Annotated in this window: 19 protein-coding genes; 11 read left to right on the top strand and 8 right to left on the bottom strand. The window is 44.6% G+C overall.

Annotation, left to right across the window (positions count from 1 at the left end):
* Nucleotides 1–17: 17 nt before the first annotated feature.
* Entirely contained in the window at nt 18–1,151 is a 1,134-nt protein-coding gene (locus tag C9I89_RS03870; RefSeq protein ID WP_107282043.1) for a homogentisate 1,2-dioxygenase, read from the bottom strand.
* A gap of 598 nt (nt 1,152–1,749) precedes the next feature.
* Here C9I89_RS03870 and phhA point away from each other — a divergent pair.
* The 5 genes from phhA (at nt 1,750) to C9I89_RS03845 (ending at nt 6,808) form a co-directional block, all read left to right on the top strand.
* On the top strand, nt 1,750–2,562 hold the full coding sequence (phhA, locus tag C9I89_RS03865; RefSeq protein ID WP_107282042.1) for a phenylalanine 4-monooxygenase: 813 nt from the start codon (nt 1,750–1,752) through the stop codon (nt 2,560–2,562).
* Entirely contained in the window at nt 2,555–2,908 is a 354-nt protein-coding gene (locus C9I89_RS03860) for a 4a-hydroxytetrahydrobiopterin dehydratase (RefSeq protein WP_107282041.1), read from the top strand. The genes phhA and C9I89_RS03860 overlap by 8 nt, the downstream gene beginning before the upstream one ends.
* A 237-nt stretch (nt 2,909–3,145) precedes the next feature.
* The gene (locus C9I89_RS03855; protein ID WP_107282040.1) at nt 3,146–4,528 is read left to right on the top strand and encodes a paraquat-inducible protein A; all 1,383 of its coding nucleotides are present in this window, start codon (nt 3,146–3,148) and stop codon (nt 4,526–4,528) included.
* A gap of 37 nt (nt 4,529–4,565) precedes the next feature.
* Nucleotides 4,566–6,212 (top strand): intermembrane transport protein PqiB, encoded by a 1,647-nt coding sequence (gene pqiB, locus C9I89_RS03850; RefSeq protein ID WP_107282039.1) that lies wholly within the window; start codon nt 4,566–4,568, stop codon nt 6,210–6,212.
* A complete protein-coding gene (locus C9I89_RS03845; protein WP_107282038.1) occupies nt 6,212–6,808 on the top strand; it encodes a PqiC family protein in 597 nt (198 codons plus the stop codon). The genes pqiB and C9I89_RS03845 overlap by 1 nt, the downstream gene beginning before the upstream one ends.
* 350 nt (nt 6,809–7,158) lie before the next feature.
* On the opposite strand, the gene C9I89_RS03840 is transcribed toward C9I89_RS03845, so the two are convergent.
* Nucleotides 7,159–7,374: an acetyltransferase gene (locus tag C9I89_RS03840; RefSeq protein ID WP_107282037.1), complete on the bottom strand. Its 216-nt coding sequence runs from the start codon at nt 7,372–7,374 to the stop codon at nt 7,159–7,161.
* A gap of 270 nt (nt 7,375–7,644) precedes the next feature.
* Between C9I89_RS03840 and C9I89_RS03835 the strand changes: the two genes are divergently transcribed.
* Nucleotides 7,645–8,550 carry an ROK family protein gene (locus C9I89_RS03835; protein WP_107282036.1) on the top strand — a complete coding sequence of 302 codons (906 nt, stop codon included), beginning with the start codon at nt 7,645–7,647 and terminating at the stop codon, nt 8,548–8,550.
* 70 nt (nt 8,551–8,620) lie between these two features.
* Here the strand turns inward: C9I89_RS03835 and C9I89_RS03830 are convergent, their stop codons facing one another.
* Together C9I89_RS03830 and C9I89_RS03825 are read right to left on the bottom strand one after the other, a co-directional pair.
* Nucleotides 8,621–9,667 (bottom strand): hypothetical protein, encoded by a 1,047-nt coding sequence (locus tag C9I89_RS03830; protein WP_107282035.1) that lies wholly within the window; start codon nt 9,665–9,667, stop codon nt 8,621–8,623.
* A 4-nt stretch (nt 9,668–9,671) separates the two neighbouring features.
* A complete protein-coding gene (locus C9I89_RS03825; protein WP_245905394.1) occupies nt 9,672–10,172 on the bottom strand; it encodes a hypothetical protein in 501 nt (166 codons plus the stop codon).
* A 107-nt stretch (nt 10,173–10,279) separates the two neighbouring features.
* Here C9I89_RS03825 and C9I89_RS03820 point away from each other — a divergent pair, with 107 nt between their 5' ends.
* Complete coding sequence (locus C9I89_RS03820; RefSeq protein ID WP_107282034.1) at nt 10,280–12,991, top strand: hybrid sensor histidine kinase/response regulator; 2,712 nt, start codon at nt 10,280–10,282, stop codon at nt 12,989–12,991.
* 747 nt (nt 12,992–13,738) lie between these two features.
* Here the strand turns inward: C9I89_RS03820 and C9I89_RS03810 are convergent.
* Nucleotides 13,739–14,899, bottom strand: a complete 1,161-nt coding sequence (locus tag C9I89_RS03810) for an MFS transporter (RefSeq protein WP_245905393.1) — start codon at nt 14,897–14,899, stop codon at nt 13,739–13,741.
* Nucleotides 14,900–15,266: 367 nt separating this feature from the next.
* On the opposite strand from C9I89_RS03810, the gene C9I89_RS03805 reads away from it, so the two are divergent.
* A complete protein-coding gene (locus tag C9I89_RS03805; RefSeq protein WP_107282032.1) occupies nt 15,267–15,524 on the top strand; it encodes a hypothetical protein in 258 nt (85 codons plus the stop codon).
* Between the two features lie 40 nt (nt 15,525–15,564).
* Here C9I89_RS03805 and ylqF read toward each other — a convergent pair whose 3' ends face one another.
* The 3 genes from ylqF to C9I89_RS03790 form a co-directional block, all read right to left on the bottom strand.
* Nucleotides 15,565–16,518, bottom strand: coding sequence for a ribosome biogenesis GTPase YlqF (ylqF, locus tag C9I89_RS03800; protein ID WP_107282031.1), 954 nt, complete (start codon nt 16,516–16,518; stop codon nt 15,565–15,567).
* Between the two features lie 220 nt (nt 16,519–16,738).
* Nucleotides 16,739–17,938, bottom strand: a complete 1,200-nt coding sequence (locus C9I89_RS03795; protein WP_146155042.1) for a DUF8173 domain-containing protein — start codon at nt 17,936–17,938, stop codon at nt 16,739–16,741.
* A 68-nt stretch (nt 17,939–18,006) separates the two neighbouring features.
* Nucleotides 18,007–18,996: a YdcF family protein gene (locus tag C9I89_RS03790; protein WP_107282029.1), complete on the bottom strand. Its 990-nt coding sequence runs from the start codon at nt 18,994–18,996 to the stop codon at nt 18,007–18,009.
* A 257-nt stretch (nt 18,997–19,253) separates the two neighbouring features.
* Between C9I89_RS03790 and C9I89_RS03785 the strand changes: the two genes are divergently transcribed.
* From C9I89_RS03785 to C9I89_RS03775, 3 genes are all read left to right on the top strand, one after another.
* Nucleotides 19,254–20,189 (top strand): SPFH domain-containing protein, encoded by a 936-nt coding sequence (locus C9I89_RS03785; protein ID WP_107282028.1) that lies wholly within the window; start codon nt 19,254–19,256, stop codon nt 20,187–20,189.
* Nucleotides 20,186–20,656, top strand: coding sequence for an NfeD family protein (locus C9I89_RS03780; protein ID WP_107282027.1), 471 nt, complete (start codon nt 20,186–20,188; stop codon nt 20,654–20,656). Before C9I89_RS03785 ends, C9I89_RS03780 begins: the two co-directional genes overlap by 4 nt.
* A gap of 245 nt (nt 20,657–20,901) precedes the next feature.
* Nucleotides 20,902–21,174: a hypothetical protein gene (locus C9I89_RS03775; RefSeq protein ID WP_107282026.1), complete on the top strand. Its 273-nt coding sequence runs from the start codon at nt 20,902–20,904 to the stop codon at nt 21,172–21,174.
* The last annotated feature ends 16 nt before the right edge of the window (nt 21,175–21,190 follow it).

Raw genomic sequence — 21,190 nt, 5'->3', positions numbered from 1 at the left:
TTACATTGTAAATTTTTTCAGCATTTTTCATGTCGCCATGAGTAGACATAATCTTTATTTTCGACCCCATTCGGTAATTCCGCAATTTCCAGCGGGAAGCGGGCATCGATCATTACCGCTACTTCATCGGTTTCTTTCTTCGGGTTTTGCTGGCTGGTGGCTAAGGCCTTTGGATGCGGGCCGTGCGAGAATCCGCAAGGATGGTGGGTGATCATGCCGGCTTCGATGTTGTCGCGGCTGAAGAAGTTACCGCGGTGGTAGAATAAGACTTCATCGTAGTCGTCATTGTTATGGTAGAACGGCACTTTCAGTGCATTCGGATCACTTTCAATTGGCCTTGGTACGAAAGTACATATCACAAAGCCATTAGCCACAAAGGTGCTATGCGCTGATGGCGGTAAATGATAACGGTGGCTCATTAGCGGGCGAATGTCACGCCAGTTCAGTTTGAATACCGTAAGATCGCCTTTCCAGCCTTGGGCATCTAACGGGTTATACGGGTAGGTGATGGTGTTCATGTGATTGCGGGCTTTAAGCAATACGTGCCAGTGCTGATCGCTGCTTTGTTGGGCCAGAAAGAGTTCATCTATGCGGGCGTATTCGAGTATTGCCGGATCAAAGATCGCATGCTGTCCAACCAAGCCTCGTTCAGCCATCTGATAGCCGCTGTTACTTGCTTCAATGAGTAGCAGCGAGACGGGATTGTCAACTTCAATTCGCCAGCTGGTAGCACGTGGGATCACAATGTAATCGCCGTCGCGGAAAGTGAGGTGGCCGTAATCGCAGTAGAGGTGACCGCTACCCTGGTGGACGAATAAGACCTCATCGCCGTCACCATTGCGGACAAGGTGATCCATATTCTGCAGGCTGTTCCATACGCGTAGTTTCAGGTTGTCGTTATACAGCAGTAACGAGGCATCCCACGGTGTGACACCCGGTTGTTCCAGCCGAGTGGTATCGATAGCCCGGGGGCGTAAGGGGCCTTCCCAGTTTATCCAGCCAGTTGGCGGATGTTTATGGTACATGTGGCTGGCAGGGCCGAAGAAGCCCTCTTTGCCGCATTCCCGCTCGTAGGTTCCGTCGGGTAAATCACAGTGTGCCTGCCGGGAAGCCTTTCCCTCAATAATTGGAAATTGAAACCAGTGCCGCATCCTTTAGCCCCTCTTCATATTCATAAAGGTGGTTGATGAGTTGGTAGCGCCGTTTATTAACTTTGGTTGAGACTGAGCAAACAAGCAATAATACCAATTAGCATAATCAACTATCTGATGGGCTGAATAATTATGCTGATTGGTATTAAACCCAGAATTTTTCGGGTGAAGGGGCGGGGATTTTTGTGCATAACGGTATGTATTTTATGGATTAGGGCTTGTCTGCCTGTAGTCGGTTGAATACAAGGGCCGGGAGGGCTTAAAGGTGTTAATGTAAAATAATTGTTACGCGGAAGGTGTGACAATTCTCACTGGTCGGTTCCGGTTGCTGCCTTAAAACACCTAACCTTAATGAAAAAGAGACGCATCAGCAGATACGGGTAAGCTGATTGATATGAATAGTTGAAACACCTAAACACGTCATCCCGGAATTGAGGAACGAAATATCCGGGATCCAGTTCTAACCGTGTGCTCCTTAGATTCCGCATAAGTTCGTTCCTCACTTTACGGAATGACGAAGTTCGTTGACGGAACTTGTCAAACCTTTTGTGATGAAGTACTAGTTTCCAAGGTGACTCCTTTCCAAGGTTGGTGGATTATGGGAAAAGCGGCAAAGTATGTCTCGAAGAAACCAGATGAAAATGGTTATATTGATTGGAACAATAAAGAAAATCAGATCTGGCATGACTTAATTATTCGTCAGCTCAACTGTATTGATGGTCGGGCTTGTGATGAATATATTGCCGGGCTGGATCTGTTGAATCTGCCAACCGAACACGTGCCGCAACTGGACGAAATCAATCAGGTCCTGGGCAATACCACGGGGTGGCAATGTGTGAAAGTCCCCGCACTGATCAACTTCGATCGCTTTTTCGGCATGCTTTCCCATAAACAGTTTCCGGTCGCGACATTCCTGCGTCACCGTGATGAGTTTGACTATCTGCAAGAGCCTGATTATTTCCATGAAGTCTTTGGCCATTGTGCCATGTTAACGAATCCTGCCTTTGCTGAATTTACCCACACTTATGGTCGTTTGGGCTACGAGGCAAGTAAAGAAGACCGGGTATATCTAGCTCGCTTGTATTGGTTTACTGTTGAATTTGGATTGCTAAGTGTTAACGAACAGCTAAAAATTTATGGCGGCGGCATTTTATCCTCTCCGGGTGAAACGGAGTATGCGATTACTGGCGCTTCCGCGATATATAAACCGTTTGATCCTGTTGATGTTATGCGAACGCCATATCGCATTGACATCATGCAGCCGATTTACTTTGTGATTGATAATATCAATCAACTTTATGAACTGGCGCAGCAAGACATAATGACTATGGTGCAAGAGGCCAAAGCTCAAGGTCTGCATACGCCGTTATTTCGACCAAAAAACAGGGAGAGCATGGGAGACTATGTCTGATTTACATCAATTGAAATGCGAAGCTTGCCATAGCGACGCCGTAAAAGTGACTGATCATGAATTGACTGAACTGTCGCAAGGGATCCCGCTCTGGGATGTGGTGGATCGAGAAGGCATTATGCAGTTAGAACGTCTTTTTACATTCAAGAACTTCAAACTGGCATGGGCGTTCAGTAATCAAGTGGCAGAGTTAGCGGAACAGGAATTTCATCATCCGGCCATTACGCTGGAGTGGGGGAAAGTAACCGTGATTTGGTGGAGCCATTCTATGAAGGGATTACATAAAAATGACTTCATCTGTGCGGCAAAAACCGATGCGTTATTTGAAGGCCAAGCTAAAACGTAATACTTCATCATTTAAGCCTTCCTAATTGGAAGGTTATTTTTTCGCAAATATATGAAGGTTGCAATTTTACAATCTATCAGCATATAAAACCATGATTCCCCCCCGCGGCGGTTTGAAATTCCGCAACCGTCCGATATATCCTCTTGTATTTTCAGGTTTTATCTTGCCTGTTCACTGATGGTTTTCAAAATCTTTCCTATACTGAGGTGATAAGTGTTAACTGGATCCAACCCGTATATGACGGAACACAGAACACCTGAACCGATGATAGCCTGTGAAGAGTGTGGATTAGTGATCGCGCTGCCGAAATTATCTGATGGGCAAAAAGCGGCCTGTCCGCGTTGCCATCATACCCTGATCAAACAGATCAGCATGCCATTCCAGCGTCCTTTTGCTTATGGTTTTGCGTGTTTAATTATGTTGGTGCTGAGTGTCAGTTTTCCTTTCATGTCATTCAGTGTGCAAGGCATCACGCAGGAAATAACCTTGCTGCATGCTGCCAAAATGCTTCAGCATTTTGAAAATAGCCTGTTGGCGATGCTGTTGTTATTAACGGTCGTGGTATTGCCTGCGAGTTATATTACCGCCGTGCTGTATTTGTACCGCCAGGCATCAAGGCATCAGTACAGCGAGAGTTCCAGTCAGCATATGCGTATTCTCAAACGAGTGTACCGGGGAACTTTTAGAATCGAACCCTGGATCATGGTTGACGTGTTTCTGATCGGTGTTCTGGTTAGCCTGATTAAGATTGCCTCGCTGGCTGATGTCGGCCTCGGTATGTCGTTTTGGGCATTCTGCGTGTATGCCATGCTGGTCGTGAAATGTGTCTCTATGGTTGACCGAACCTGGCTGTGGCAACAGTTTATTCCGATGCAAAAGTTAGAAGGCGTGAAAGTTGGTGATACCCATATGTCGGATAACCATGTGAGCTGCCACACTTGTTCACAACTGAATCCTCTGCCTGCAACCTCACATACAAGATGCAGCCGCTGTGGAAGTACATTACATCGCTACAATCCCAATCAGAGTCTGCAACGGGCATGGGCGTTGCTGATCGCTTCTGCGGTGTTTTATATCCCGGCTAATTTATATCCGATCATGTACACCGTCAGTCTCGGTAACAGTGAAGGCTCGACGATTCTGGGAGGGGTTGTTCTGTTGTGGCAGTTTGGATCCTATCCCATTGCGATGGTCATTTTTCTTGCCAGTGTGGTGATACCACTTGCCAAAATGTTTTCTTTAGCCTGGTTATACATCAGTGCGCAGCGTATTCGCGACAGATCGACAACCCAGGTTATCCAGCGGTTACGCTTATATCGGATGACAGAACTGATAGGGCGTTGGTCGATGATTGATGTATTTGTGGTCGCGATTTTGGTTGCTTTGGTTCAGTTACATAATTTAATGGCAATTCTTCCGGGGCCTGCCGCGTTATCTTTTGCTGTGGTCGTGGTTTTTACCATGCTATCAGCGATGACATTTGATCCTCGTGCATTTTGGACATTATCGGACAGCCAACAAGATGCGAACAATGAAAAGTGCATTAACCACAACGCGAGCTACCAAAATGCAACCCATCTATCCTCTCCGAATGGTGGCGTTTCAAACCATGACGCTTAGTTGAAAATAACTACTAACTTTAATGAGATGCCTGACTATGAGTGATAACAAGACCGCGAAGGCTGAAGTAGAAGACCTAAGACAGATATCAACAATATGGCTGGTACCGGTCATTGCCGTGGTGATAGGGATTTGGATGCTGGTTCAGTATGTCAGCAGTAAAGGGCCAATAGTGACCTTGCAACTGAATACAGCGGAAGGAATTGAAGTAGGTAAAACAGAAATTAAATCGCTGAATGTAAAAGTCGGGGTGATCACCGATGTGAAATTGAGCGATGACTACACTTACATTATTGCAAAAGCCCAGATGAATAAAGATGCTGAGCGCATGCTAAAAGAAGATACGCGATTTTGGGTGGTGAAACCGCGTATTGGTAAAGAAGGTATTTCAGGGTTGGATACACTGCTGTCGGGTTCTTACATTGAATTGCAACCCGGGGTTAATAAAGGGAAACAGCTGAAATTTACCGTACTGGAAACGCCACCTGTCGGCCCTGCTGATGCGAAGGGGCTGCGCTTGGTACTGACTCACGATGAAGCCGGAAAACTAGGCGTGGGTGATCCGGTACTGTATGAAGGTTTTACCGTCGGTCGGGTTGAGACGGTGAGCTTTGATACTAAGACCAAGAAAGCGAATTATCAGTTATTCATTTTCCAGCCTTATGACAGTTTGATCCGCTCTCGCACCAGGTTTTGGCTGAGCTCGGGTATCGATCTGAAGATGACGGCGGAAGGACTTAACTTGACGATCGGTTCTATAGAGTCACTGATCACCGGAGGAGTGAGTTTCCGGGTACCGGAAGGCTCCGAAGAAGGGAAGCTGATCACTGAACAGATGAGCCTGTTCAAGCTTTATGACAATTTGAAATCAGTACGTGAACGTGTTTTTAACGAGTACCTTGAGTTTGTCATGATGTTTGATGAATCGGTACGGGGGTTGAATGCAGGCGCTCCGGTTGAATACCGAGGAATTCGTATTGGTACCGTGAAGAAAGTACCGCTGCATTTGGCAACCAGGAAAAAAGGATTTTCGAATAAGCAGATCCCAGTTTTGGTGCGTATCGAGCTTGGTCGTGTCAACGAGCATGTGAGCTATGAAACGACACAGGAGCTGAAAACTAGCCTGGTTCGCGAATTCAACCTGGGTCTGCGGGCAACATTGAAAACCGGTAGTTTTCTGACAGGGGCTTTGTTCATTGATACTGAGGTGTACCCAGAAGAGAAAATGCCCGAAATCGTCAAATATGAGGAGTATGATCTATTCCCGACTCGTGCCGGTGGCTTTGCAGAAATTCAGAAGCAAGTCAGTAGCTTACTGATCAAGTTTAATGATCTGCCCGTTGAAGAGACATTAACGTCACTGACTCAGAGTTTAAATGCGTCACAGAAAAGTTTATTTGCGGCAGAAAAGGTGGCTAACCAGTTAAACAAATTGTTAGCGCAGAAAGAGACACAAGCAATTCCGGGTGAAATCCGTCAAAGCCTGCAACAGATCCAGTCTACACTGAATGGGTTTGGCCCGGATGCGGTGCCTTATCGCAATCTCGAAGAGGCATTATTGCGTTTTGAGCAAGTGATGACAGAGCTGCAGCCGGTATTAAGGCAGCTTAATGAGAAACCCAATTCTTTAATCTTTAGCAGTGAAAAAGCCAAAGATCCGATTCCTGCCGGGGGGCGCCAATAATGCGAAAGTGGTTATTACTATCGGCCTTAGCGCTAACAGGGTGTAGCAGTCAACCTGATGTGGTGAGCAATACCTATCTTCTTCCTGCCAGCGGACAGGCTGCGATGGCTCAGGCTGGTACCCATCAACCATTGTTGGTGGTACGCCCGGTCGAAATGGCCGAACATTTGGCGGGTACGGGGCTGGTTTATCAGGTGAGCGAGACCGAGATCGTACAGGCTCAGCAAAACTTGTGGGCTGAAAGCATTGGTGAGCAGTTAACGCGACGTATAAATGAAGATCTTCGCCTGAAGCAAACAACCTACTGGCCGACAGAATTGACGCCAGCCCTTGCTACTACGGGGTTGCCAAGATTGCAGGTGAAAATCAGTCAGTTCAATGGCCATTTCACCGGAGTGGCAAAAGTTAGTGGTGAATGGCTAATACTCGACGGTAAAGGTGAGCTGCAAGGTGTGTTTCCGTTTAAGTTCCAGGTGCCGCTGGAACAAGAGGGTTATGATGCCCAGGTGAAAGCCTTGTCGGAAGGGGTATCGCGTTTAACCACGCAGATTGCTCAACGGTTGGCAACAATGCCGGTTACAGCGCCGTTGAACTAATAATGAATACCAATTGGCAAAATTACCGCGGATAGCTAGTACCTTGACTCATTAATTATGATTGATTGAACAGATTAGTTTTTTATCGATGAAGCCAAACCGTCGTCATCCTCGAAATCGCTTAAGATTGATCTTTTCATTATCGATTGGATAAACAGTAGCGATTATCGAGGATCCACAGTCCACTGAACCTTCCGTGCATGATGGATCCCTGATAACCGCCAAGTGAGTCTTGATAAAGCCTGCAAGTTCGGTGTTTGGCGGTTTCTGGGATGACGGACTTCAACTGTTTTAATCAACCATCTTCACTGTGTAGGTACTAGATAATTGTACCGATTGGTATAAGACCGTTATTTCTGTTTAAACCGGTAGTATCCGTTAATCCAGCATTCTGGCAGTTCTTCACCAGAGGGAAAAGCCAGATTCTGTTTGTCAATGGACACTGGCTCTGCCAGATCTTCCCCTGATTGATACTGCACACTTACCTGCTGTGCAAACGGGTTTATCAATGCTCCCATATCAACCACATCGACTAGATCACCGGTGCGCGTCTCTTTTAGAAACATAGTGCGATTCTCCTCAAGTTAAGATACCTGCTCAGTATTGGCTGTGTTGCTGTTAATGCTAAGTATGGTCGATTTTAATCATTCGGTAATTGAACGTTTCAAACTGTCTAAAACGACGATCTCCATGAGACTTGTTAATCCGCTCACTATTTGGGTTATTTGCTAGGTGGCTAACTGAATTAATTTGCGTAATTCTATTATCATATCCAAATCATCTTAAGAGGTTTGGGGATGTCACACAGGTATGAAATTTAGCCAAGGGAGTAGGCCATGAGCCAGTATTATTGGGGCGTCGATCTTGGCGGTACGAAGATTGAGTGCGCAGTGATGGCACGTAAAGATAACCGTTGTGTCGTACGTAAACGTGTTTTGACGCAAAGTGATAAGGGTTATGTACACATCTTACAGCGGATCAAATTATTAATTGATAAGTGCGTCGAAGTGGTAGGGGAATACCCTGATGCCATTGGTTTTGGTACGCCGGGGGCTCTCGATCCCCAAACAGGCGTGATGAAAAACTGTAACTCGACGGCGCTCAATGGCCAGGCGTTTGATAAAGATTTAGAAGATGTGCTTGGCACAAAAGTCATATTAGCCAATGATGCGAACTGTTTTGCATTGGCAGAAACGCATTTAGGCGTCGTGAAGCGTTTAAAACCAGATGCTGAAGTAGTATTTGGTATCATTATGGGAACCGGTGTTGGCTCGGGGCTGGTTGTCAATGGAAAACTTATTAATGGCTTACATGGCATTGCCGGTGAGTGGGGACACAATGTGCTTGAGCCAAATGGTGCACCTTGTTATTGCGGTAAAAACGGCTGCCTTGAAACGGTCATTTCAGGAAAAGGCCTTGAAGCTCACTACAAGAACCTGGCTAAGAAGGCTTTATCACTACCTGAAATAGTCAAGAAAGCCGCTCAAGCTGACAGCTATGCTCAGCATACATTGACGCGTCTGATTGAAAAATTCGGTCTGGCTGTCGCTCAGGTGATCAATATTATTGATCCTGACGTCATTATTGTTGGTGGCGGGGTGGGGAATATTGACGCACTCTACGAGCATGCGCCAAAAGCCATTGAACGGCATCTATTCAATTCCAGACTGGAAACTCTGATTGTTAAACCTGACTTAGGTGACAGCGCCGGGGTGTTTGGGGCCGCGATGCTGGTGAAATAGCCTGTCCCCCTTATTTTTTAGTCCTTATTTCGTTAGTCAGGATCTGTTTCTAGGCTAATAAAATAAGTGCCTAGAACACAAAGTTCAGCATCAGCGTATAAAGTTGTACATCCTTGCTTTCATTGTTGAGAATTGGTGGTGCAATAAATTGCCCCATAGAACCGTTGTTGTAATCTTCCTGGCCCATAAATATGTTTTGCCATTCGGCATTAATTGAAATGGAGTTGGTGAGATCAAGGCGAAGGCCTGCGGTGATGTTGTTTGACTTTCTGCGGTGATGGCTTTCACCGTAGACCAAATATGGCGTGAACTGGTCGAAATGGTAAGCACTGCTGAGATACCAGCTTGTCTGCAAATTATCGGTTTCCAGCTCTGACATAAATAGCCATTGCTTAAAGGAATATTCGGCACCTAATGTATACATGCTCAGCCTGTCATAGGTTGGTTCTGGCAGCATATCAAAGTCGGCGTACATGTACCCTGCATGTACCCGGTAATTAAAACCATTGACCTCCAAAGAGACTCCCGTTATTCGTTCCGCATCAAACACGAGTTCATCATCGCCTAACTCGGTTTTGTATTTTTTTGAAAAGCCATAATATGGGCTAATAGTAACAATGGCTTCGTCTGATAGGTAATAATCCCATTGAATGGCTAATCCATCGTAGAAGGTAAAACCGAGAATACTGTCATAGACTTCTTGGGGAGGACGGGCCCAGTTATAAGCCTGACCGACGTAGTAATACTCAGATGCGAGGAACAACGGCAACCTTAACCGGCCACCTTTGAAAGACCAGTCATTGTAGTTATAGGCAAGATATGCCCACTCAACTTCAGGATCAGACCAGTCATCTTGCGGGCGCTTCACTACTTGTACCGATGTATTAAACACATCAGTAATTACCAGATCAGCCTGTAAACCTAAGATAGTGTCGCAGTCATAACAAACTTCATCGCTGACTTCACGATGAACAAACAGCGGGGTTTTATTATCCGATTGGGTGATGGAAGCTGAACCAAAGCCGCTGATCGAGAAGTTATCGGTAATTTTAATTGCGGCATGAGAATCAAATGGAATGCTCGCAATGAAAAGTAATAAAGAAAATGATTTTTTCATAACCTTACTCTCCTTGTGAGATTGTGATGAGGATATTAGCATTCTCTGGCACAGATTCGACCGGCGCATAAGCTATACCATTAGGATTATTATTAAGCCATTCGAGAATGTCTTTAATATCATCACCATTGAGTTCTTCCGGTGGTGTACCTTTACCTGAAAAGGAGAGGCTAGCCCAATAACCATTCATCTGGGGAATGGATTTTCCAAGTAACATTTCATAAAATTCTTCTCGGTGAATAGAGCTTTCTGGCAAGTCAACCAGAACAATTTTAATGCTACCGTTTAATTTTTTAGTTCTTCCTTTATATAGCATTCTAGCTTTACTTTTACTGAGTGTCGGAAACGTACTATTTAGCGAAAATACGGCGAAATTGACTTCTTTCTCGTCATTATTAGCGGCGAATGTGGGAAAACAGAGAAATACGACTAATAATCCTAAAAATACGTTGGCCTGAATGTGTCGAACATGAAATCCATTATCCATTAATTCTTTTCCATTCATCCTGAATTAGTCCTAATATAGATAATAGTAGACATAAATGTAACTACAAACAGACATCAATGTGGCAATGAATAAATGTGATTTGGGTTCAAGGTCAAGGAGATGAGATGAGCCTGTTGAATAAAATATCCATAAAAACAAGGCTGTTGCTTCTGGTAATATTGCCCTTACTATTTACCAGTATTTTTGCAGGTTTAGAGATCAATAAGCTGTATCATGATGTGCAGAATTTGAATACCCTAAATACTCGTATTGAGTTATTGGCAGAACAATCTAAAATCTCATCGGCTATACATTCTTTAAAAATAGGACGATTACAGGGGGAAGATAGCACTCTTGCCGAAAAACAAATCTCAGAGTCGATCGAGAATGTTTCACATTTACTATCTGGTGCCTTTCATGGTGATGTTTTGGCAGAAATGTCGCAAGTAATGACTGAGATGGGAGAAGCGAGCGAAGAGGTTAGACTATTAGAAAAAGAAGACTTAAATGATTGGTCTCTCTGGGTGGATGACCTAATTAATCAGTCTTTAATGAATTTTGAAAAAGAGATTTTACACACTGGAAATACACGAATTGAACAGAATGTTAGTGTTTTATACCAACTGCAGTGGCTGTTGTACTGGGCACAGGAAGAAAACTGGTACATTCATCAATTCTTAGCTCAAAATAACCTCGACTATAAAGCATCCTTGTCGACAGTCATCGAACGTCAGCAGTTATATATTGATCGATTTATTTCAATTAACGCGCAACCTGAACAAATTGAATTATTGCTTAAAACGTTTGCCCACCCAGCATTCGCAAGCAGTTATAAGCTTCGCGAAGGTATCTTAACGGGTAATGTTAAAAACAGTGAGATCGGGAAGGGGCTGATCGCATTTAATGAACGATTTAAACTGATTCAGTTTGTGGTGTATAAAGTCAATCGACAGTTAGTTGATGAGATCCAAACATCTATGAACGATGCTAAGTTGCTGATGGGCATTTTTTTGTTAGCGATTGTTCTTTCACTGGCGCTGATGAGTTATCTGGGAGCTAACCTTTCCCGGCGTATAATCAATTACTTGCATCGAGTCATTCGGACAATGTCTCAGATTGAAGAGGCACGTGATTACTCGCTGAAAATCGATCAAGACGGTAACGATGAATTCACGCTGTTTAGCACCAAGTTAAACAAGCTGATTAAAGAACGTGCCATTAACGAAACTAAGATCATTAAGGCTAAAGAAGAGGCAGAAAAGGCGAACCTCGCAAAAAGTTCATTTCTTGCCAATATGTCTCATGAGATCCGTACCCCCCTTAATGGCATTATCGGTATGACATCTATCCTGGCTGATACAGATTTGAACCCATCACAGACAGACTATTTGCGAACAATAGAAACCTCCTCCCAGACACTATTTATGTTGATTAACGATATTTTAGATCTGTCCAAAATTGAATCAGGTAAATTAGTGCTGACGTCATATGAATCAGATATTTGTGAAGTCGCTTATGACACGATGACCGTCGTATTGGCTAAAGCGTCTGAAAAAGGTCTCGATCTGCAACTCAAACTTGATCCAAGGCTGCCTCAATTCATAATGATTGATGAGCACCGTTTGCGTCAGGTGCTAATGAACCTGATGTCTAATGCCGTTAAATTTACTCAAAATGGAACCGTTGTTTTATCCATTAGTTGTGATTCATTAAATGGACATAAAGCGACATTACTATTTTCAGTTCAGGATTCGGGCATAGGTATTGCGAAGAATAAACAATATCAGATATTTGATCCGTTTACTCAAGAAGATGGCTCTATCACTCGACAGTTTGGTGGTACAGGACTAGGGTTGGCGATTTGTTGTCAGCTGGTTGAGTTAATGGGAGGAAAGATCGGTCTGGATTCAGATAAAGGAAAAGGCAGTAATTTTTACTTTTCTCTTGAGGCCGATATACAACAAATGAAGCCTAAGCCAGTTCTTGAGTTTAAAAGCATCAAATGCTTGTTATTGTGTAATAAGACGCCTTTTGCAATGCAGTTAGGAGATGAGTGTAAGAAATACGGTTTGGATGTCACTTTATTTAGTGGGCCCTCAGAATCAGCTGCGATAGGACAATATGATTTGCTGCTGTATTGTCAGCATTCGCTGGAACAAACCAAACAAGATATTGAACGACTGAGTGCAAATCCTTTAAGCCCCGCATTGGTTATATGCCATCATCACGGTGATGGACAATATGATTATGGTAATACCATTAATGGCGTGGTGACTTTGCCAATACTGGGTGAACGCTTTGTGAAAGTGATCTGTGACTCATTATGTTCGGTAAAGCACAATAGGGAGTCTTTGATCCGTCATCTTTTAACGCAAACTGATACCTTGGTGACTGACTCAAATAATAACAATATTGGCTCAGTTGCTACAGATACAACGACTGCTGAAATTGTGAATAAAGAGCTTGTTTTGATTGTTGAAGATAACCGGATTAATCAGAAAGTGGCTTCCGTGTTACTTGAAAAAGCGGGTTATGAGATTGAAGTCGCCAAAAATGGGAAAGAGGCGGTTGATGCCGTAATAAAGGGCACTCGCTATAAAGCCATTCTCATGGACTGCATGATGCCTGTCATGGACGGGTTCACTGCGACAGAAGAGATCCGACGGTGGGAAACCGCGAATAAGATTGTTCGGTTGCCGATTATCGCTTTGACAGCCAGTGTCCTTGATGAAGATATTGAGAAATGTTTTGAAGCAGGAATGGATGACTATATTGCTAAGCCATTTAAGAAAGAACACTTATTAGATAAGTTAGAGGCCTTGATGGAAGCGGTATAAGAGAAAGACTGCCCTATGAGTGATGAGTGGTTCTATTTGACGTAGGGTATTGCGATGAAAAGTGGCCTTGATGTGAAAAAGATCCATAAAATCGGTCTGGCACCTTGGTTAAAATGAAGGTTTTGAGCCGATTTGTGGAGGAATATCAGACTAGCACTCCTCTTATTGTGCGAGATCTCTTACGAAACTGTGCGAAATAGTAATAATATTGTTGGCTTTTTTTCCTGCTGATAATTTAAATTTTATATTTATCAGTGAGATATGTTTAAAAATGTTTGTTCATATAAAATACTCAGTTAAAAGTGTGATCTCAGTTCATTGCTTAGATCCATAAAACAAGTAATCTGTACCCAGTCGGAAGGAACTGACGGAACGGAACAGGAAAAGGCCAGGGATGTTGGCAGCCTCAGGATGAGGGCGGTGAGTCAGGATGACTTATCGGACATGGACTGTGAAGGGATAATCGGAAGGAAACGATATAGTAGGTAGGATGACTTACTCGTCAGGATGACGAAAATGGACCACTTCAGGATGAAGTCAGGGACACCTCCAGGATGGAGAGGAGAGTCGGAACAGGATGATTCGACGGATCAAGGTAAGATCAAGGATATCTCTGGGACAGAGAATAAAGGACTAAGCTGAAGGAATCGGCGATATCATGGAATGATGCAGGGAGCACCATAGTAGCGGGATTGCTGCAAGTAAGACCTAAGGGCGCGACGAAAGTCGCGCCCGCTCTTTTTGTATCTAGTTTGCCAGAACCTGAGGTTTACGCTTGATACTAGAGAACAGCATATAAATTGCCGTGCTTAACAGCACAATGAAGAAAAAGTCCATCAGTCCATTTTTTTCAATCATGAACCGATTTGCAATCATCGGGCCCGCCGCTGAGCCTACGCTATAGCTAAAAAGCATTATTTGTGTAGCTGAGACGATAAATGAAGAATCAAGCTCATCACAAGCCAGGGTTATCGCAATGGGATACAACGTAAAAGCAGACATCCCCAGTAAAGCTAACGCGATCATTAATACAAAATAATCATTATTCTGATATATTAATCCCATCGCAAACACACCGACTAAGCACATCATTGCTAATAGTAGTGTTTTACTCATACGATGAGCTAATGCACTGATGATAGGTTGAATCATCATGCCACCAAGAATGATTGCCGCCATCAAAAGACCAATTTTTTCATCGCTAATGCCGCTTTGACGTAATCCTAAAGGCATTAATCCATAAATGCTGCCCATTACAATACCAGAGGTGGCGCAACCAACAACGGCTGGCTTACTCAAGCGTGTAATCTGCTTAAAGGTCAGGTTATGGTGCGATTCACAAACGGGCTGACCTTGCTTAATTAATAATGGCGGTAAGATCGCGATTAATACCAGAGTTAAGATAACGATAAAAGGTCCGAAGCCACTAATACCAAATAAACCAATACCAAACTGACCTAGCGTCGTGCCGCCGTATAGCGCCGTCATGTAAAAGCCAAGTCGTTTTGCGCGCTCTTTTTTATCGTCACCAATCAGTAGCCATGATTCAACAACGACAAAGATACCGGCGACTGCCATCCCCGCAACAAGTCGAGCAAATAGCCATACTTCTTTGTGTGGAAATAACGGCATAATTGCAACCGTTAATGCTAGTGATGCAAGAAAACTAACAAAAGCGATACGGTGGCCGATCTTGTCGATCACCGGTTCAATCATCATCGAACCAATAAGAAGACCGACATAGAAAATACTGGCTAACCAGCTAGCATAACTGGTATCTATTTTGAATTCTCCCATCGCAAGTGGGATTAAACTCATTAAATAGCCAGATGCAATGGCAAAAATAGTCAGCCCGGCAACAGGTACAAAAATACCTCCGCCAGTGTGACAAGTAGTGGTATTAGTCACTACCGCGGTCTCCAATATCAATAATGTTTTTCGATTAACTGCTGTAGAAAAAAGCAGCATATGATTGTTCAGGAAGAGGAATATGAACCTAAAATTTACGGTCGTAAAATGAGAAAAACTTATCTGAATGATAACTTTTGTTTGTACTACATAAATGGGTTGCTTTACATTTAGAACAAGATGAATTGTGACGAGTAAATACAAATAATCATTTTAATTAAGTCATTGTTATCAATCGAATATAACGAGAAAATCATTGCTTTTTCAATGTTCATTTTAGTACTAATGTTTAGTGTTATAAATGAATGTTTTTCTGACTTATTGATGAGTTAGCTGAAAAAATTTTGTAAAAAGAGATGGATGAGAGTTGATCCGTGATGACAACAAGCAACAGCAACATTTTTACGAATGGAAAGCCAACACAGACCACAAAATTATTTCATTAGTTTCTGATTCTGAACGAATCGAAGGCAAGTTGATGGAAAACAGCCTATTAGCTTCTATGTATGCGCCCCATGCTCCCACGGGGCGCATACATTCTTATGAAATAAAGACGGAATTGGAATGTGGTAGAGTAATAAATAATGCCGCCTTCTGGCAGCATTTTTCAGTTCAAAACAGCTAGATTTGACTCTAAGTTATATATTTACAAATTAGAGTGTTATCTATCGCTTGTTCTTCAAGTAGCGTTTTCTTCGCTCTTCTTTCTTTTTAATTTGCTGTTCTTTTTTAAGTTCGGCTTCAATGGCAACATTGACCAACTCTTCGGTGATCATCTCCGGGCGTTCCATGGTGATCTTACCCAAAATACCGTTACGCAGTTCGTTGATCAGGATTTCTGATGCTTTGTGTAAATCGATACGGCCACCGGGACGCAAACAACCACGCTTGCGGCCAATTTCTTCCATCAGCTCGATATCAGTTTCAGGTAATTCATCATCAAGGTCGTAACGGGCTTTGATTAAGTCCGGGTATGCGGCAGCCAAATATTCAATTGTGAAAAAAGCGACATCCATGTAGTCCATGGCGGTATCTTTAACGGCACCTGTTGCTGCCAGACGGAAACCACTGTGTGGGTTCTCAACTTTAGGCCATAAGATCCCAGGCGTATCAGACAGCACGATCCCGTTTTGTAGGTTAATACGCTGCTGTTGGCGAGTTACGGCTGGTTGGTTACCCGTTACAGCAACGGAACGACCAGCCAAAGTATTAATGATGGTCGATTTACCAACATTCGGAATACCCATGATCATGGTGCGAATATTTTTGCCCATCTCTTCACGACCAGGGGCTAGCTTACGGCAAAGCTCGGTGATTTTGTTTACTTCGTTGATATTTTCTGTAGTGATGGCAATCGCTTTTACACCTTGTTCTTTTTCAAGGTGTTCAATCCACATCTGGGTCATTTCAGGATCGGCCAGATCTCGCTTGTTCAGCACTTTAACGACAGGCTTGTCGTTTTTTTCTCGGAAGGTTTTGATCAGCGGGTTTTCACTACTGAAAGGAATACGCGCATCGAGTACCTCAATGATGACATCGATCTTTGGTAGTACTTCTTCGATTTCTTTTCGAGCCTTGTGCATATGGCCTGGGAACCACTGGATTGTCTGACTACTCATTTGATCTATAACTCTTTTTTATTTCCGTTGTGCTATATGGGGTACCAAATGGGGTACTAAAAACACAAGCTAACAGAATGGGGTATGTAACCGGTGACGGCGTAAGACTTTTTACGCTTGCTGTGTCATGCATGTTGTCACCAGTGCTTATTTGTTTGTGGGTGTTGCAACTTGACGTGAAGTTTAACGCACTGAGACTGAGACATAAATGACTTTAATATTAGGCCATCTCTTGCTGACTGCCACGATACGCCGTCAGTGCCAATCCGCCCAGCCCGAACAGCACCACTGCCAGTTTAATCACCCCACCGACAATGGGTATGAGCTGTAACAGCCCCAGCAGGGTGATGGCGATAAGAAAGGAGAGAATACGCAGTCCCTTGCCAGCATTATCTCCTTTACCTGCAAGGCGAAGACCCAGATCGCCAACGGAAAAGATGCCGGTTACCACGGCAACCAATATCATCACCAGATAGCAGGCCAGCAGGACCAGAGCAAGCAACGAGCCGATGGTGGTGACAAACAGCAGAATGACAACCAGCGGGGTGGTGATCAGCACGAGCACGCCCAGCCCGAGACAGAGCCAGGGTTGGCTTCGCAGTATGACCATGGTTTGATCTGTCACCTGCGGAAGCAGCAGATAGATCACCACCCCTGTGATCATCAGGCTGACGGCGAAGAATATGAACGCAGCCAGCGGAACTGTGTCGTCATCTTCCATATGCTCCGGAAGCGGTCGCTCGATGATGCGTCCGCCGATCGTTGCCCCGTCACTGATCAGTGGAGGCTGCTCACTGCGCCAGATCAGATCACCGTGAAGGTGGGCGCCATCGAGGATCTCGATCTGCTCGGCCATCAGCTCTACATCGCCGATCACCTCGCCGCTGATAATCACATGACGTGCCGCCGCCTTCAGTTCTTGGCCTATTTGTCCTGATACCCGTACAGATTCGCCGGCCAGCCAGGCCCAACTGCCGATCCGGCTGCCTGACTCCAGGGTAACGTTTTCTCCCGCTGCCACCATATGATCGCCCACCTCGCCGATGACAATCACCTGCCGACCGGCTGCGCGTACATCATCTAACACGTTCGCACGCAGATTAATGATCTCCGCAGCGGCGATCACATCGCCAAGCACCGTATCGGTGACGTTGATCACCTGACCGGCAGCGACAAGATCGCCGTCCACCTCGGCAAGTATCTCGATATGGCGGCCGGCGGTATAGAGGTCGTGTTCGACCGGTGCACGGATCAGCACCGTTTCGCCCATAACTTGCGCCCGCAGCGCGGTTCCCCATATAAGGGTAAGTACAGCGGCAAAAAAACAGATGAGGGTGTGGTTTCGCGGGTTCATGGCATTCTTGTCCTCTGAAATAGCAGATCCTTTTCCTTTGATAGTAGAGTAAAAAACTGCTCGCATGCTGTTATTGGTATGTGTACTTCACGTTACGTACAGCAAACGGATGAAAATTTGTTGTGGTTTGTAATTTAAAGCTGAATGAGCGGAGAGCAGTTGAAGGCAGGCAGGCCAAAGCAGCGCAGGGCATCAATATAGCAATCACGTTTTACCTTGCCTGTAGGGCGTATGACAGAGAATAGGCCGTCTTCGACTGCGCAATGGGTAAAATGGATTGTGCTATGTTTTTCTCGCCATTGCAGGGTGTCGAACAATACCTGTGAGCGATGAACATGAATGGATGCACTGACCAGCGTTGCGCGATGGATATGGTGACGTTCCAGCAGTGCTAAGCTGAACCGGGCATTGTCTATGGTATTGGTTGCCTGATCTTCTTCAATGACGCGGTTCGCTGAGATCCCTTGCTCTACCAGCCAGGCTTTCATGGCCTGTGACTCGGTTATTCCCGCTTGTTCTAGTCCGCCGGTGACGATGATGACACTGTGTGGGTATCGCTTTGAGAGATCTACAGTGAGGCTCAGTCGTTGCAATAGCTGAGGAGCCATTGAACCATCATCATTTAGCTTGAACCCTAATGTGATGATGGCATGGTTGAAATGCTTATCTTCAGCTGGTAATTCATTTTCTCGTAATTCAGCAGGACAATAGTGAACAGGCGTCGACACGATGCCTTCTATTTTTCTCGATAAGCACGCTACCTTATCAGCTAAGGGCTTATCTGCCGTAACGAGCTGTTCGAGATACTGCTGGGACTCGAATAAATTGCCTTGGTGGGAGTGCCATACCGACAGGTAAATCAGGGCCAACGTTTTTTCTGATACTGATGTTGCCGACGAAAGGGCATGTTGGTAGGTGTGTAATGCGAGCTCTATGTCGCCGCGAAAGGTTTGCATATTCGCCAAGGTGATCTGTAATTTTTGCTGCTTCGGCTCCAGGTCGATTGCTTGTGCTAAATAATATTCTACGGCTTCAAGGTTACCGACATAACGTCCTTGCAGCGGGTAACTGTCTCGATTTGGGCAATTAAAAGCAGTCAGAGCGTTATGCAATAGTTGGATCATCAGTAAATACCTCTGTCTGTTTGATAATTAGGAAGCTGGCGAGTAAAAATTAAATTTCCGTCATACACAGACCGGGTTCTGGTGAGTGTGATCCTCTAGACCTAGTGAACCTTGCCTGTTATATTCAAATTACTCTAATTCATTGATCTGACCTAACAAATCCAGCGATAGCACAAACCAATTATTCAATATCGGCATATAAATCGGTATCCTGACGACTCTTTTGCTCTTTTCGGTTTTAGTCTAGGAGAAACGAAATGCCATACGATACGTTAATCACCATCGGCGTACTTATAGTTGTTGTTATTGTCTTTATTGCGTCAGGTGTCAAAACTGTTCCTCAGGGCAGTAACTGGACAGTAGAGCGCTTTGGCCGATATACCAAAACCATCTACCCTGGTTTAAATCTGATTGTGCCGTTTTTTGATCGGATCGGAAACAAGATCAGTGTGATGGAGCGAGTACTCGATATTCCCGCCCAAGAAGTTATTTCTCGTGATAATGCGAGTGTGACCATTGATGCGGTCTGTTTTATTCAAGTCATTGATGCGGCAAAAGCTGCCTATGAAGTGAATGATCTCGAACATGCCATTCGTAATCTGACCTTAACAAATATGCGTACAGTATTGGGCTCGATGGAGCTGGATGAAATGTTGTCGCAACGAGATACCATTAATACCCGATTATTAGCAATTGTTGATCAGGCGACTAATTCTTGGGGCGTTAAAGTCACTCGAATTGAGATCCGAGACGTTCAACCACCGGCCGATCTTATTGCGGCGATGAATGCGCAAATGAAGGCGGAACGTAACAAGCGTGCCGATATTTTGGAAGCGGAAGGGGTTCGTCAGGGCGAAATTCTTCGGGCTGAAGGCCATAAGCAGTCTGAAATTTTACGAGCAGAAGGCGACAAGCAGGCGGCGATTCTTCAGGCAGAAGCCCGTGAACGAGCGGCGGAAGCGGAAGCAAGGGCAACGACGATGGTTTCTGAGGCGATAGCCCAAGGTGATGTTAAAGCGATAAATTACTTTATTGCACAGGGTTATACCGATGCATTGAAATCTATTGGTCAGTCTGAAAATGGCAAAGTTATTATGTTGCCACTTGAAGCGACGGGCTTAATGGGCTCTGTGGCGGGGATTGCTGAACTACTGAGTTCCAAATCAGAACCAGCAAAAGGGACAAAAGCATGATTGAATTGCTTGAACAGATGAATGGCTGGCATTGGCTGGCTTTCGGTTTAGCATTGCTGGCATTTGAACTTTTAGGAACTGCCGGTTACTTGCTATGGCTGGGTATATCAGCTGTTCTGGTTGGGTTAATTATGTCATTCATGCCACTGGGCTGGTCAGTTCAATGGCTGACATTTGTGGTGTTTTCTCTTTTTACGACTTGGTTATGGTGGCGTTATCAACACCGCCAGGATCGTGCTGATGATAAACATCGGACATTGAATAGGCGTACTGAGCAACTGGTTGGACAGATATGTATACTGGATCAGCCGGTCCCAGTCGGCCCGGGCCGGATGAAGCTGGGAGATACCACCTGGGCAGTTCGATCGGATGTTGAGCTTGATGCCGGTACGCTGGTAGAAGTGATTGCCGTTGATGGCATTACCTTGGTGATAAGGCCAAAACAGAAGGGCAGTTCTCAGCCATAAGCGAGTACATACTGCTTAATTGAATACCGTAGCCATTCTGAAAGTCAGACATCAGAAGCCGCTGCGGTTTTTTTTATCGATAATTATTTGAGTCACTGAAAGGGCGCACTCAATCAAAAGCATGCAGAATATGGCTTCTGTTCATGATTGATTCATCTTTCTGCGATATGCTGTATTGAAGTAGTTTGGGTATTAACTGAACTGTTACAGGCTGAAAGCCTGAATTGAATTAAAGAGGCACGAATATGAGAAATCTTATTGCTGGTTTTATTGCTTTGGTAGTTGGTCTTTTCACCGTGTCATTTGCTGCAATTATGGGGCTGTTTATTGCAGTTGCAGCGTTATTAACCAGACCATTGATTAAAAAAAGAGTGGCGTATGCGCAGGCAGGCTATTCGCAAGCGGGCTATTCACAAGCGAGAGATTCACAAAAGGGTTATGCCAAAGCCAATATGCCAGATCGTCACACCGTGATTGACGGTGAATGTGAAGACATCACCGCCTCCCGCAAATTTTGAGGTTAGTACCGACTCA

This window comes from Photobacterium lipolyticum (assembly GCF_003026475.1).
Taxonomy (GTDB): Bacteria; Pseudomonadota; Gammaproteobacteria; order Enterobacterales; family Vibrionaceae; genus Photobacterium; species Photobacterium lipolyticum.
Note: the sequence above shows the minus strand (reverse complement) of the source record. Positions and strands in the feature narration are given on the sequence as shown.